We start from the raw sequence: 13,765 nt of genomic DNA, 5'->3' as shown, positions 1-13,765 counted from the left end.
GCCGCCACCGCTCTCACACGATGGCTCGGCGTCCCGTCCCCCTCCCCGAAGTAGCCGGCCCCCGGCCCGGGTTTGACCGTACGGCGGGCGCGCTGCGATCTTGGCACGGGCGGGGGAGGACCCCGCCGGGACGGACCTGAGGGGGACAACGGAATGACTGTTGCGGGCGAGGGTACGAGGCGGCGAGCGCTGCTGACCGGTGCGGTCGCGGGTCTGGCTGGGCTGGCCGCCGTCGGCGGGGCGGCCGAGCCGGCGACCGCGGCGGTGGCGACGGGCGGGAGCGACTGGTTCGACGTCAGGTCGTACGGCGCGATCGGCGACGGGACGACCGACGACACCGCCGCGATCCAGGCCGCACTGGACGCCGCCAAAGCCGCGGGCGGCGGCACCGTGTACTTCCCGACCGGCAGCTATCCGGTCACGCCGGCCGGCGCCACTCCGGCACTGACCGTCGGCGGGAACGGGATCCGGCTGGTCGGCGCGGGAAGCAAGGCCGCCATGCTGGTCAAGCGCACCGACGGCATCCTGCTGCGGATGTCCGGCGCCCGCCGCGCGGACACCACCGGCGCCGACCACCGCCGGTACTGCGCGATCGAGAACCTAGGCCTCAACGGCAACCACCGGACCGGCCTGCTCCTGGAGCTCTACTACAACGACAACACCTACGTCCGCGACGTCTATCTGACCAGCAACAACGACATCTGCATCGATGCGGTGGAGTTCTGGGACTCGCGGTTCTACAACCTGGTGGTGGAATCCAGCACCGGCCCGGCCGGCAGCACCGCCCACCCGAACGTCTGGCTGCGCAACTCCTCGACCTCGGTGCCGGACGCTTGGGGCTACAGCCAGGACAACGTCAACCAGATCCACTTCACCGGCTGCCGCTGGGAGGCCTTCGGCACCGGTGCCCTGTGGATCACCCAGGGACCGGCCGCCACCAACAACCCGAACGGGATCTACCTCACCGACTGCAAGTTCGAGACCTCGCAGATGCAGGGCGGCCCGCACCTGAAGGTCGACGCGTCCTGCCGAGGTGTGTACGCGACCAACATCTACGCGTACGCCGGCGGCTTCGCGCCCAACTGGTACGCCGCGCAGAACATCATCGCCTGGGCCGGCACCGGCAGTGCCCTGGAGAACGTCCTGATCGCCAACGGGCCCATCGCCACCGTCAATTCGGGCGTCGACCTGTACGCCGGGCCGGGCGCGGTCGCGGTGCTGCGCAACGTGGTCGGCCAGTACACCACCAAGCCCACCGGCAGCCACATCTACTACGAATCCAGCAGCACCGGGGACTTCCGGATCGACGGCTGCTACGGCACCACAGGCGGCCAGGCCGGCGGGGCGGTCCCAACCCGCAACGAGCCCAACCCGCCGCTGCGCCTGATCGCCGGGCCGGTCAGTGACTCTTCGTTCACCCGCACCCCGCCGGACGGCACGATGGCGGTCGACACCGCCGCGAAGCGGCTCTACGTCCGCGTCGGCGGGGCGTGGAGGTGGACGGCGCTCAACGCATAGCGTCGTCCGGCTGTGCAGTCCGGGTGCATGCGGTCACGTGGCGGCCGGCCGCACCAGCTGAATCGAGGCCGGCACTGCCGGCACTGTCGAATCCGGTAGCTGCCCGTATCGCGGACCTGCGATCGTGTCCCTCATGGATTCCGAGCCGCGCACTGATCTCGCTCGTCACCATGACTCAGGGGGCTGGTTGGCTCGGTTCGCGGGTCGGATGCTTGTGGTCTGTCCGCGATGCGGGGGCCGTGCTCTCGTGATCCCCCGTCCTGGTCTGTCTGATCCCAGGTACTTCAGCGAGCTCCTGTTCCAGCCGCGTCGGCTGGTCTGTGGAGGGTGCGGTGCCGTCGCCGACTGGAATCCTGAGGTGCAGGGGGCTGGGCTGGTCGGCGCGGTGCTGGGTGGTAGTGAGGATCCGTTCTTCCAACGACCTCTGTGGCTGCAGACCCGCTGCGCCGGTCGCATCCTGTGGGCCTACAACGAGGAGCACGTCGACGAACTGTCCGCTTATGTCGCGGCGCGATTGCGAGAGCGTGGTGGCGCGCGGCCGACGATGTCGATGTTCGCTCGGCTGCCGGCGTGGATGAAGGTGTCGGACAATCGCGCGGAGGTGCTGGCCGGACTGGAGACGCTGCGGGCGCTGGCCGAACGGACGGCACCTGCCGACCGCTCCGATGCCGCGTGCGGGCGCGGTGACCGTCCCCGAGCGCACAGGAGTATGTACTTCCGGGGCGGCCCTTATGAGTCTTGAACGCCCTGGGTCACAGCCATGCATTGATGGCTGCGATGAGGACGGGGCGCCTCGTAGCGGACTGCGAGCATGTCAGATCGCGTGGCGACCGCCCGATGTTCTCCTGAGGCGGTTGATCGCGCACTCGACCGCGCGGCGCTCGCGGTAGTCGGCCGGGTCGACCTACGGCGGCCGGCCGTCGCCGGTCGCTGGCCCGCCCCACGAGCGGGGACGGGCCAGCCGGTTCTCAACGCAGTTGGCTGAACCAGCGGACGATGGCCGCCGTGCCGGCGACGTTGGAGCCGAGGTGCCTGGAACCCGCGAAGTCCGGGATGCCGAGGTCGACGACCGCCGGGTTCGCGCCGTGCGATCGCAACGTGACCTCGCAGTGGTCGGTGTTGGCGTTGGCCGCCTGCTCGTCCGCGTCGGCCACGTACAAGCGGACCGGGACGCGTGGGGACCAGTCGCAGGTGCTGTCGGCCACCCGGAGTGCCTTGGCCAGGCTGCCGGTCGGGTGACGCAGCATCTCGAAGCCGTGTGGGGTGAGCAGTGCGTCGATGGTGTCGGGGGTGCCGGCGAAGAGTTGCGGACCGGTGTGCGAACCGTCGAACAGTGCCTCGATCGTGCTGCCGTACGGCGTCTGGAAGACCTCGTCCGGGGAGTCGTACAGATGGTGCAGCCGGTTCCAGGCGACGAGAAGGTACGCCGCGTACAGCACACTTGATTTCGGGTCGAGCGAGCTGTCGAGCAGTGCCGGCAGTTCGGCGTGCCGGAAGTCGTAGGCGCCGCTGACCGGTGCGACGGCTTCGAGCCGGAACCATCGGTCGTCGCCGGCCTGGAGTGCCCGAGCGAGTCCCATCGCCGCCGAGGCGCCCTGGGAGAACCCGGTGACCAGCACGTCGTGTCCCAGTGCCCGACCCGTACGCGGAACGAAGGCGCGGGCTGCCCTGAGCATGTCCAGGGAGGCGGTCGTCTCCGACGGCACATCCATCCAGGGATGGAGTCCCGGGCCGGTGCCCAGACCGAGGTAGTCCGGGGCGACAGCGGCGAACCCGGCGGACGCGTACGTGATGGCGGGTGAGGACACGAACCCGGCCTTGACCATGGAGGAGGGGGCGTCGGACCGGTAACTGGTCGTGCCGTGGGCGAATGACACCGTCCGCAACTCGTGCTCGCCGCCGCGGGGCAGCACCAGCAGTCCGCTGGCGGTGATCGGCCGGCCGCCGGGGTCCACGGTTCGGTACACCAGCCGGTAGGCGTCCACTCCGAACCGGACCGTACTCGCGTCGTACCCGGCGGCGGCCAGTGCCGCGGCGACATCCTCCTTCGCCGCCAGGGTGGTCATCTGCTGAACGGAAACCAACCGTCCGCGATCGCTCCGGTGCACCGCCTCCGCCGAGGCGGCTCCCGTCGTCACGGTCGCAGCGGCCAGGACGGCCAGCACTGTCCCGACGTTCAGCCGGCGAAGCACGGGCCGTAGTTTGCCTGCTAAGTAGGTGGATTTCATGTCGCCGACGCTACGTACGGTCACCCTCGTGCCGCAGCCCAGCCAGCGGGCGTATCCATCCTGTGGTTATCCCTACCACGACACCAGGCGCGAGCCGGGGAACCGGCGAAGGCTCCGACTCGACGGCCCGCGTTGACCCGTCTCAGAAGGTTGACGAGTCTCATCGGAGGTCGACCGTGACATCGCAGGTCAGGTACGGTGCCGGCATGATCGAGGGTCCTCCTTCCGGCGTTGACGTGCCCGGCGAGATGCTGCTCGCCGGCTACTTCCTCGCGATACCCGAGCCGATCAAGGGCTCGGGTATGCCCCGTACGGCGCGGCTGACCACGGCATCCGACTGCCTGATCGACCGGCTCCCGGAGGACGGCTGCTGGTTCGGTACCGCGTCGGAAGCGCTGGCGGCCTGCTCGTCTCTCCAGGTGCCTGTTGGGGCCCGCCTGTATGCCCTGACGGTGCCCTCCGACCATGTCGGTGGCTTCGTCGCCGACATTCTCACGGCCGGGACGGACGAACCGGTGCTGCTCGCGCACCTCGCCAGCCCGGCGCGCAGGCCCGTCCGGGAGGTGGCCGAGGACGGGCGCGAGCTCGGCTGGGAGGTACTCGGCTACGACCACGGCCTGCTCCACAGCTGGCTCTGCAACGACCTGTACGAGGACGGCCTGCTGGAGCTCGGCGTGGGGACCGACGAACGCGGCCTGTTGCCTGGCCGGGAGGCTGCCGTACGGGTCGCCGCCTGGGCCAATGCGCGTGGTGACACCAAGCCGGTCACCTGGTTCCCCGGCGCTCTGATCGAGTGGGACATCCCGATCGAGGGCCGCGTCGGCCCCGCCACCACCGACACTTTCGAGGTCTGGCGATCCGGAAGCGGCTGCGTTCTGACCGCTCTCCGCTGACGGAGCGTTGCTCCACGGTCTCAGGCGAGGGTTCTGGCATCCTCACCGGGTGGCGACGGATCAGGCGACGGCCGGGACGACCGACTCGGGACGGGTCGAGGCTTTCAGTGACGGCGTGTTCGCCATCGCGATCACCCTTCTGATCCTTGAGATCAACGTGCCCGAAGCCCACAACGGGAGCGAACTGTGGCACGCCCTCGCAGAGCAGTGGCCCTCGTACTGCGCCTACGTGGTCAGCTTCCTGGTGATCGGGGTGATGTGGGTCAACCACCACACCGTGTTCACCTACATCGCCCGTGTCGACCGCACCCTGGTCTTCCTCAACCTGCTGCTTCTCCTGGTGGTGGCCGCGCTTCCGTTCCCCACCGCGCTGGTCGCCGAGAACCTCCGCGAACCCGATGCCTCGAACGTCGCCGCCGCCGTGTACGGGATGGTGATGGTGGCTCATGCCGTCACCTTCGTCCTGTTCTGGTACTACGTCACCCGTACTGGCCACTGCTTCGACGAGCGTGTCGACGTCCGGGCCGCCCGCGCCACCCGTGCCCGCTTCAGTCTGGGCCTGATCGTCTACCCCGTCACCGTCGGCCTGGCCTTCGTTTCCGCGGCGCTCGCTCTCGCCGTCCACGGTGCGCTGGCCGTCTACTACGCGTTCAACCAGACGCCCGTTCCCACCCGAGAGCCCGGGAGCCGGCCGTGACCGAACCGGCCTACGCGTTGGTGGCCGGCAGCGCCGCATGCATGGGAGCGGACAGCGGTAGATGGTTCTGGCCGCGATTCCGCGGAGGATCTTCGACTCCCTGTCGTAACGGCGACGTCTACCGTTGATCGAAGGCGGCCGAGGCGGACGTGGAGGCAGCGATGAGGATGGTGTTCGTGCATGGGGCGTGTGTGCGGGACGGGTCGTGGTGGTGGCACCGCACCGCCGAGCTGCTGCAGGAACGAGGGGTGCCGAGTGTGGCCCCGGCGCTGCCGAGCTGCGGCGAGGCGGGCCTGCCCGCAGGAACCGGCGGTCCGGGGCTGCCCGAGGACGTCGCAGCGGTGCGGCAGGCGCTGCTGGACGCCGACGAACCCACCGTCGTGGTCGCCCACAGCTACGGCGGCATCATCACCGCCGAAGCCGCCGCGGGAATCGGGTCGGTGCGCCACCTGCTGCTGGTCTCCAGCTACCTGCCCGAGGTCGGGCAGAGCCTGTCGGACTTCGGGGACGGCAGCCCCGCCCCCTTCCTCGACATCGACCCTGGCGCCGGCACCTTCGAGGTCCGGCCCGAGCTAGCCGTGGACACGTTCCTGCAGGACTGCGACCCCGTGGTCCAGGCGCGGGCGGCACACCACCTCGCTCGGCAGAGCTTGCAGGTGACCGGGCAGCCGGTCGGGGCGGCCGCCTGGCAGCAGGTGCCCTCCACGTACCTCGTCTGCGCTCAGGACCGGGGCACCCCGCCGCACCGACAGCGCGAGTTCGCCCGCCGGGCCGCCGGCGTCGTCGAACTCGACGCCGGCCACCACCCGTTCCTGTCCCAGCCCGCCGCGGTCCGGGACCTGCTGCTCAGCCTGTGAAGGCAGCCGCGGCCGGATGCGCCTTGGGCAGCTGAACGACCTCATGAACCTGGAACCAGGGAACGCCGACGCTAGTCGTCTCGTCGGTGAGCGACCTGCTGCCCTGGGCCCGGTTCCAGCCCGGCTCCGGCGAGGGCGCCGAGGATCCGGTAGGCGATCGAGAACAGCAGGGGCGCAGCTCCCCGCACTCCTCGGCTCGGGTCACGCCAGTTCCTCCCGGAAGCCCTGGCGCCACGAGGGATGGTGCGGCTGCCAGCCGGGTTCGAGCTTGGCCTTGGAGTTGGAGATGGTGTTCACCGCCGAGGAAGGAGCCGGCGCCCACTGTCACCCCGGCGCCATGCGCCTGGCCCTCGCCCGCATCCTCGACTGGCTCGGCGACACCCTCACTCCCACCAGCGCCTGAGGCCCGTCCCACCAGGCACCGCCGCGAATCCCTCTCGTCCGAATCTCTCGCCCCGAGGAGTGGTGAGTTTGCCCGCCCCGGGGCGACCACCGGCGCAGGTCAACGCGGCGCGGTGAAGGCCGGCCCCGACCGGCTGGAGTGCCCGCAGTGCTCAGCGATCGGGAGACCGCCCCCGCCCCTGGGTGTGGTCCGGGCACGACAGTCCGGCGAGACAGGCCCCGGACGGAGGGGGTTGCCCCGGGGCGGAGGACCGCGGAGGTCGTCGCTGCGCCTGAGTAGCATGTGGCCCACGGCCGAAGGGGGCGCGATCATGGGGGGCGACGTGACGGAGTCTGCGGGTTTCGGGTGCGCGGCGTGCTGCGCCGAGGACGCCGTGGTGGCGCGGGCGCACCACCGGAGCCCGACCGGGGTCCGGGTCGAGAGGATGATTCAGGACGACTCGCACTTCATCGTCTCCGTCCAGCGCTGCGGCCTCTGTTCGCAGGCCTTCGTGAGCGTCTTCACCGAGTACGTCGACTGGGTCGCCTCGAGGGACGCGCAGTACCGGACCGTGCTGCCGATCACGGACGCCGAGGCAGACGACCTGATGGCGGGGCGGCTGAGCCCGCACCGGGTCGGGGCCCTGGGACACGGCCGCCGCCATCTGCAGAGCGACTGGCCGAGCGAGGCCGACGAGCCGTCCGTGTACTGGGACAGCGGCGCCTTCGAGGTACGCGAGGGCTACTGACCCCGACGGCCCCTTGCCGGCCTTGTCGGTCGGGCGCCGTCGTTTCGCCGCCGGGCGCTGGGGGCGATCCGGACAGCGGAGCCGGACGGCCGACGCTGCGCCCAGATCACTCCGTTCTCCGCCAGCGGGCCGAGCGCGTCGACGAGCGGGTCCACCAGGTCACCGTCGTTGTCACGCCACCACAGCAGGACCATGTCGACGACCTCGCAGGCGTCCCCGTCGAGGAGCTTCGGGCCGGTGCGCTCCTCTACCGAGGCGCGGACCGTCTGGTCGGAGTCCTTGACCCACCCCAGCGCCTGGACCAGCATTTTCGGTTCGATGCCGAGCTTGTCCGCCACGCCCACCGTGCTTGCCATCTGACACTCCCTCGCTTGTCATACGACCGTGCGATCGCTGAGTCCATGGTCGATCCGGCTCGTCCATCGATCTTGTCGGCTCGCCAGCAGCGGCGCGGGTCCCGCGCAGCGGGCCGGCGGCCAGGTGGGTCAGGGGGTGGACCGATGTGGCAGGGGGCGGGGTGGTGGAGGTGTGCCGATCATGTGACTGATACGTTCGTCCGTCCGATCACGGATCACTCGAAGGACCGCACGTGACCACCCAAGCCCCGCCGCCGGAGTCCACCGACCCCTGGCACGCCCCGGCAGCGGACTCCGTCCCGGCACCGGCCGCGCCGTACCCGGCGCCTGCCCCCGTACTCTGGCCGCCGGTGCCCGGCCCTGAGCCGCGGAACGGGCTGGGCGTTGCGGCGATGGTGCTCGGCATCGTCGGCATGGTGCTGGCGCTTACGGTGGTCCTGTTCTGGTTCGCCTGGCTGCCCGCCCTGGTGGCGGTGGTGCTCGGCGTGCTCGGGCTGCGACTGTGCCGCCGGGGTGCGGCGACCAACCGGGGTGTGGCGCTGGCCGGGGTGATCCTCGGGGTGCTGGCGCTGCTGGTCTCGGGCGGAGTCGGCACCTTCGTGGGGATGGCGGTCTACCAGTCCGTCCAGGCGGACCGGGCGGAGCAGCAGCGCCGGGCGGCTGACGAGAAGGCCCGTCAGCTGACCTTCGGTCAGAGCTACACCACCGCCGACGGCCTGAAGATCACCGTGGCCAAGCCGGAGACCGGGGCCCCGCGCCTGAGCGTCCTTCCCGCCGATTCGGGTGTGCGGGCCGTCCGGGTGGCGGTCACGGTGGTCAACACCACGGCCGAGCCGCGCACCATGCACGCGGGCCTGCTCTACCTGAAGGGCCCGCACGGCGACGCCGAGGACCTCTACGAGGGGCCCGGGAGCCACATGTCGATCGACGGCACCCTCAAGCCCGGCGAGCAGGTGGTCGGCAATCGCACCTTCGCGCTGCAGCCCGCCGACTTCGGCCGGGTCCAGGTCGATTTCGTCCCGGACCGGGCCACCTCCCAGCCCGTCCGGTGGACCGGCGCGCTCTGAGTCGGCGTCAGCAGGCCCGGGCGGGCGCTGAATTTAAGCACACGGATAAGTACTCAGGCCTGCAGTCCCGCCCACGCGCACTCCGCCGGAGAAGGCCTGGACAATGTGTCCCGAACACCGACTGCCCGTGATCGGCGGCGCCGTCCTCGTCTCGTTCAACCACGCCGAAGAGGTTCGCCTCGATCCGGCCCGGCGTTCGTCCTCGGGAAGTCCTCGACCGGGTTGCTGCCAGCGTCTCCGGCGCGGTTGACCACGACGTCCAGGGTTCCGAAGCGGGCAACTGGTGCCGCGACCGCCTGGCGAGCGGCGCAGGGTGCGGGCACGTCCAACGCCAGGGCCGGCACGCGCCCGAGGTTCTGCGCCTGCAGGTCGGCCAGCGCCTCTCGGTTGCGCCGAGACGGTCCGGCGCGAACCCGAGCCGGGGCGAACGCAGGCGGGCCGGGGCACGCTGTCACCGGATGCAAGGTGCGGGTGGGGTGGAAGGACGGGAGCATGAACGGAGAACGGTTGAGCGTGCGGAGGGCGCAGAGGGGCCGAGCAGAGCCATGTGTCACGTCGGCGCGGACGGGTTCGCCACAGCGACGACCAGCGGGACGGCGGCGCCCGCCGCCCGACATCGGAACCCAGCCAACGGGGACGGCCCGGAGCATGGCGTTCCTTGGTGGGCGAGACCGCCGTCGGGTGGCTCCGCGTGTCGCCGCACGAAAATCCGGGCGAGGGCAGGAGAAAGGGTCATGACGTGTTCGATGAGACCGCTGCTCTACGGCGCCGCGGCAGGTGCCGCTGGTACGACGGCCCTCAATATCGTCGGCTACGCGGACATGGCATTGCGGGCCAGGGCGGCCAGTTCCACCCCAGAGGTCACGCTGCGCAAGTTGGCCGACAGGTTCCATGTGCGCATCCCTGGTGAGGGTAAGGCCCAGGAGAACCGGGTGGCCGGCCTGGCCCCACTCACGGGTTACGCCGCCGGGCTCGGCATCGGCGTCGCCGTCGCATTGGCACGTGCGGCGGGCTGGCGTCCCGGCACGGCGGTGCAGTGCGTCGTCACCACGGTCGGCGCCCTGATCGGCACCAACGGGCCGATGACGGTACTCGGCGTCACCGACCCGAGAACGTGGTCCGCGTCCGACTGGATCTCCGACATCGTCCCGCACTTCGCCTACGCGGTGGTGACGGTCGGTGTACTGGACCGGATGGATCCCGCAGACTGAGCCTTCCAGGTCGGCCCGCGGCCGCACTCTTGACGCTCCGTCGTCTCTGATGAGGACGTCTTGGGTTCCACGGGATGCCCCGCGGAGGGAGCGGGTTGGGCGGCGGCCGAAGCCACCGCGAGACGGTCAGGTGTCAGGGTCGACTTCGGGGTGCGTGAACCGCAGGGGCTTGCCCAGCGACCGGGCGTAGGCGATTTCGGCTCGGGTGCTGTCTCCGATGTAGTCGCCGACTACGAGCACCTCATCAGCGAGCCGGATCTTCGCCCGGTGCAGATCGTCGAGCCGAACCTTCAGCGCCTCGGCCTCGACAGGATCGGACCAGAGTTCGTGCGGCGACTTCATGTCACAGCCCGGTTTGACGACAATCCTTCCGGCTTTGGTCTCCCGTAGATCGGCCTCGTTCATCTCGGTCATGAAGCGGGTGGAGCCGCAGATCACGACGATACGCGGGAGGCACAACAGCTTCTTCGCGTCGGCGAGCTTCTCCTCGGGGGTGAGCAGTGGTGGGTGTGACACCGGTTCCTCCTGGTGGTGTGGTCCAAGGGGTGCCTGCGGAGACGAGAACGAGGATGTCCAAGATCGTTTTATGGCGAACGACGTGGACACCCTCGCGACAGGACTCTATGCGACGACCGACGACATGCTGAGGGAGCATCCCGACCTGGCGCCGTTCCGCCCGCCGGTCGGCATTACGCCCCGCCTGAGCGATGCCGAACTGGTCACCCTCGCCGCGATGCAGGCCATACTCGGCTACACCTCCGAGGCCACATGGCTCAGGCATGCCCGTGCCCACCTGAGCCACCTCTTCCCTGGACCGGCTGGCCCGGGCCACCCGGGAGGCGTGTGCCTCCCGGGCCACCCGGGAGGCACACGGCCGGTGGTGAGCCCGCGGCCCCGCGGCGCCTGGAGGGGCTGACGGGTTATCACCGGCAGCCGCTGCCTTGACCGCCACCCCTGCCGCTCGCCCTGGTGGGGAATCGCGGGTGCGTCTGGACCGGCCATCCGCGCAGTTCGCTGGCGGCCCGGGGCGCCTGACCGGGTGCTCGGCACCCCGCCGGTGCCGGGCTGCGGCTGGCCTGTCCGGGTGGCCAGGGGGTCGGGGGAGTGGGGCGGGCGGAGCCGGGCCGGGGTGGAACCGCCCCCCGTCCCGCTCCCTACGGCCTGCGGGCGGCGGGCACCGGCTGGCCGGGATGGTCAAGCCACGGGTGTTGTCCGGTGGTGTCGATGGTGAGGCCGAACCGGGTGAAGCCGGGCCGGCCGTGGGTGTCCCACCACCGCCAGGCGGTCTCGACCTCGTCCCACAGCGACCGGGGCCCGGCCTGCACGACCTCGTACGTCGCACGGCCTGGTTCCCAGTCGGCGCTGGCCCAGGTGCGGGTGTCGGCGGAGTCGTAGAGCCACAGGGTGTAGGAGCCGTCGTCGTAGGTCTCGCCGCGCCAGAACACGTGGGGGACCTGCAGGCCGATCGCGAACTGCTCGAGCCAGCCGCCGGTGAGCGCGGGGGAGAGCTCGGTGGTGGAGCGGCGGCCGTCGGCCGGCCACGGCCGGCCTTTCAGGTAGGCGTCGAACGGCGGGCGCACGCCGCGTTGGGAGCGCATGCGCATGAACGCCGACGACCGGGTGAACCGGCCCTCGGCGGTACCACCCGGGGTGACGGTGAGACGGGCGATGGCCTCACCGCCGTACTCGGTGTCCCACGGCACGACGATCAGCCCGCCCGGCGCGGTCTGCTCCACCCACTCCGCCGGCACATCGGTGACGGAGAACGTCGCGATGATCCGGTACCAACGAAGTGTCAGGAACACCTGGCCGCACACGCCTTACATATGGCCGGCAGGCATATCGGTTCGCCGAGCGAGGACCGAACCTGCCTTGGGGCGGCCGTGGATCCCATGAGACACCTCTCAGCCTGCCGAACCGCCCCCGGTCACCCCCGGCCCGGTCGGCTGTCGCGCCCGGTCACCCCCGGTCGAGGCCGTCCTCGCGGACCCGCAGGGCCAGGTCGATCTTCGTGTAGGCGGGCCGTCCGGCCTGCCGGTACTTGGACTTGACGCGGTCGAGGTAGTCCTTGGCCGTGTTGGGGGTGATGCCGGCGCGTCGGGCCGCGGACTTGAGGGTCATCCCGGAGGCGTAGTCGACCAGGATCCGCAGCTCCTTGGGGGAGAGCCGCGGTCCGCCGTGCCCGGTGCCGCCGTCGCGGCCGCCGGTGCCGCCGGCGGTGATCCGGTCGAGCCACCAGGGCAGTGCCTGCGGTGCGAAGTCGTTGCTGAAGACCGCGGGCCGGCGCCCGCAGCGGTAGAGGTCGTCCCTGATGTCGCCGTGCACCCGGAAGCCCAGGCCGCGGACGAGCAGTTGGTACTCGGGGCTCGCCGTGGAGACGACCAGCCGTCCGCTGCCGACGGCGTGCCGGAGGACATGGCGCAGCAACTGCGCGCGGGCCGCCGGGTCGGGGCAGTGCGCGGCACCCAGGAACAGTCCGCCGGCGGCGAGTTCGCCGGAGTGCTGCTGGAGCAGCGGGGCCATGCCGTCGACCGTTCGCTCGCCGATCGGCATCAGGTTCGCGAGGCCGACCGGACGGCCGGAGCGGTCGTGGGCGAGGTGGAAGGCGCTGATGTCGTCGCCGGCCCAGCGTTCGGTGAGACGGTCGCAGCGGCGGCGGTCGAAGCCGCTGCGCAGCGCCCACTGGCGCATCAGCCGGCCGATGTCGTCGGCGTCCGTGTCGGTGGCCGCCCGGAACCGGACGCTGCGCTCGCCGGCCGGGAAGAGTTCGCGGCGTACCAGCGGGTCGCCGCTGAGGAAGAGGCCCTGTTCGGCGAGTTCGGCCCGCTCCGAGCCGCTCCCGGCGCGGCCGAGCAGGGTCAGCCGGTAGTCGCGGGCGCGGACCCGGACGGCCTCGTGGGCGTCGGGCTGCCGCCACCGGTAGGCCAGTTCGAGGACGGTCCGGTACGGTTCGGCGATCCGCAGGCCCAGTGGTCCGCGCCCGACGATGCTGAGCGCGGCGAGTGCGGTGAAGTGGTCCGGGCCGCCGGGCAGCAGCCGCTCGTCACCCGACCACACGGTGGCGAGCAGGCGTAACGCGTGCCGCCAGCGCCGTCCGGGCTGTTCGCGGGCGAGCCGCTCCACGATCTCCTCGGCGACCTGGTCGGCGACGGCCCCGGGGGCGGTGGCCGGCACGCCGGCCCGCAGGGCGCGGTGGACGGCGTCGGCGAGCAGCGGGATGCCACCGGCGAGCCGCACCACGAGTGCGCGGCCGTCCGGCTCCTCGATGCCGGCCTGGGTCGCGATGCGGCTGTCGCAGGCGGGTGTCACGGTCACGGCGACGGCGCCGCAGTCGGCCCACCTCGGGTCGGTGAGGACCGGCCGGCGGCTGACGACGACCACGGTCGGCCGCTCCTCGCCGACCCGGTCGAGGGCCTCGCGGACCAGGCCGAGCCGTGGCCGGCCGTCGGCGCTGTCCACCACCAGGACCCGCGGTCCCAGGTCGGCGAGTGCCGCGCGCAGTGCGTCGGGGGCGCCGGGGCGGTCGAGGTCCACCCGGAGCGTGTCCGCGAGGCCGGCCGCGAGCCGGGACTTCCCGACGCCGAGCGGACCGGTCAGGTTGACCAGCGGGTGTGCGGCCACCGCCGCCCGCAGCTCGTCCAGGACCGCCGGTCCGGATCTCTCCGTGGCGCCCACGAACACCTCCCTGTCGACCGGGCCCCGTCGCCCGCGCCGCAGGACGATACCGAGCGGGCGGCCGTCCGCCCAGACCTGAGGCAACGTCAATTTCCGTTCATGACGCGACGGGCGTGATCAGGTGGCACCGCAC

At 71.3% G+C, this 13,765-nt stretch carries 13 protein-coding genes and 1 pseudogene; 9 read left to right on the top strand and 5 right to left on the bottom strand.

Annotation, left to right across the window (positions count from 1 at the left end; translation table 11 throughout):
* Positions 1–153 precede the first annotated feature (153 nt).
* Together ABWK59_RS00255 and ABWK59_RS00250 are read left to right on the top strand one after the other, a co-directional pair.
* Positions 154–1,518 (top strand): glycosyl hydrolase family 28-related protein, encoded by a 1,365-nt coding sequence (locus tag ABWK59_RS00255; RefSeq protein WP_354637112.1) that lies wholly within the window; start codon positions 154–156, stop codon positions 1,516–1,518.
* Positions 1,519–1,876: 358 nt separating this feature from the next.
* Positions 1,877–2,260, top strand: a complete 384-nt coding sequence (locus tag ABWK59_RS00250) for a hypothetical protein (RefSeq protein WP_354637111.1) — start codon at positions 1,877–1,879, stop codon at positions 2,258–2,260.
* A gap of 226 nt (positions 2,261–2,486) precedes the next feature.
* Here the strand turns inward: ABWK59_RS00250 and ABWK59_RS00245 are convergent, their stop codons facing one another.
* Positions 2,487–3,746, bottom strand: coding sequence for an alpha/beta hydrolase family protein (locus ABWK59_RS00245; RefSeq protein WP_354637110.1), 1,260 nt, complete (start codon positions 3,744–3,746; stop codon positions 2,487–2,489).
* 206 nt (positions 3,747–3,952) lie between these two features.
* On the opposite strand from ABWK59_RS00245, the gene ABWK59_RS00240 reads away from it, so the two are divergent.
* From ABWK59_RS00240 to ABWK59_RS00225, 4 genes are all read left to right on the top strand, one after another.
* Positions 3,953–4,639 (top strand): hypothetical protein, encoded by a 687-nt coding sequence (locus ABWK59_RS00240; protein WP_354637109.1) that lies wholly within the window; start codon positions 3,953–3,955, stop codon positions 4,637–4,639.
* A 49-nt stretch (positions 4,640–4,688) separates the two neighbouring features.
* Positions 4,689–5,336 carry a TMEM175 family protein gene (locus ABWK59_RS00235; protein ID WP_354637108.1) on the top strand — a complete coding sequence of 216 codons (648 nt, stop codon included), beginning with the start codon at positions 4,689–4,691 and terminating at the stop codon, positions 5,334–5,336.
* A gap of 161 nt (positions 5,337–5,497) precedes the next feature.
* Positions 5,498–6,193 (top strand): alpha/beta fold hydrolase, encoded by a 696-nt coding sequence (locus tag ABWK59_RS00230; RefSeq protein WP_354637107.1) that lies wholly within the window; start codon positions 5,498–5,500, stop codon positions 6,191–6,193.
* An 827-nt stretch (positions 6,194–7,020) separates the two neighbouring features.
* Positions 7,021–7,323, top strand: a complete 303-nt coding sequence (locus tag ABWK59_RS00225; protein WP_354637106.1) for a hypothetical protein — start codon at positions 7,021–7,023, stop codon at positions 7,321–7,323.
* Here the strand turns inward: ABWK59_RS00225 and ABWK59_RS00220 are convergent.
* Positions 7,317–7,679, bottom strand: a complete 363-nt coding sequence (locus ABWK59_RS00220; protein ID WP_354637105.1) for a DUF3052 family protein — start codon at positions 7,677–7,679, stop codon at positions 7,317–7,319. The two genes, ABWK59_RS00225 and ABWK59_RS00220, sit on opposite strands and share 7 nt — an antisense overlap.
* Before the next feature lie 233 nt (positions 7,680–7,912).
* Here ABWK59_RS00220 and ABWK59_RS00215 point away from each other — a divergent pair, with 233 nt between their 5' ends.
* The gene (locus ABWK59_RS00215) at positions 7,913–8,746 is read left to right on the top strand and encodes a DUF4190 domain-containing protein (protein ID WP_354637104.1); all 834 of its coding nucleotides are present in this window, start codon (positions 7,913–7,915) and stop codon (positions 8,744–8,746) included.
* Between the two features lie 746 nt (positions 8,747–9,492).
* Entirely contained in the window at positions 9,493–9,957 is a 465-nt protein-coding gene (locus tag ABWK59_RS00210) for a hypothetical protein (protein WP_354637103.1), read from the top strand.
* Between the two features lie 126 nt (positions 9,958–10,083).
* Here ABWK59_RS00210 and ABWK59_RS00205 read toward each other — a convergent pair whose 3' ends face one another.
* Entirely contained in the window at positions 10,084–10,473 is a 390-nt protein-coding gene (locus tag ABWK59_RS00205; protein WP_354637102.1) for a hypothetical protein, read from the bottom strand.
* A gap of 70 nt (positions 10,474–10,543) precedes the next feature.
* Between ABWK59_RS00205 and ABWK59_RS00200 the strand changes: the two are divergent.
* Positions 10,544–10,786: pseudogene (locus ABWK59_RS00200) on the top strand (IS982 family transposase); the annotation flags it as partial.
* Positions 10,787–11,111: 325 nt separating this feature from the next.
* Here the strand turns inward: ABWK59_RS00200 and ABWK59_RS00195 are convergent.
* Both ABWK59_RS00195 and ABWK59_RS00190 read right to left on the bottom strand, forming a co-directional pair.
* Positions 11,112–11,762, bottom strand: a complete 651-nt coding sequence (locus ABWK59_RS00195; protein ID WP_354637101.1) for a hypothetical protein — start codon at positions 11,760–11,762, stop codon at positions 11,112–11,114.
* 154 nt (positions 11,763–11,916) lie between these two features.
* Positions 11,917–13,632 (bottom strand): hypothetical protein, encoded by a 1,716-nt coding sequence (locus tag ABWK59_RS00190; RefSeq protein ID WP_354637100.1) that lies wholly within the window; start codon positions 13,630–13,632, stop codon positions 11,917–11,919.
* Between the last annotated feature and the right edge of the window lie 133 nt (positions 13,633–13,765).

Origin of the sequence: Kitasatospora sp. HUAS MG31 (assembly GCF_040571325.1) — a bacterium.
In the GTDB taxonomy this organism is placed as follows: domain Bacteria; phylum Actinomycetota; class Actinomycetes; order Streptomycetales; family Streptomycetaceae; genus Kitasatospora; species Kitasatospora camelliae.
This window is presented reverse-complemented; position numbering and strand designations above follow the sequence as displayed.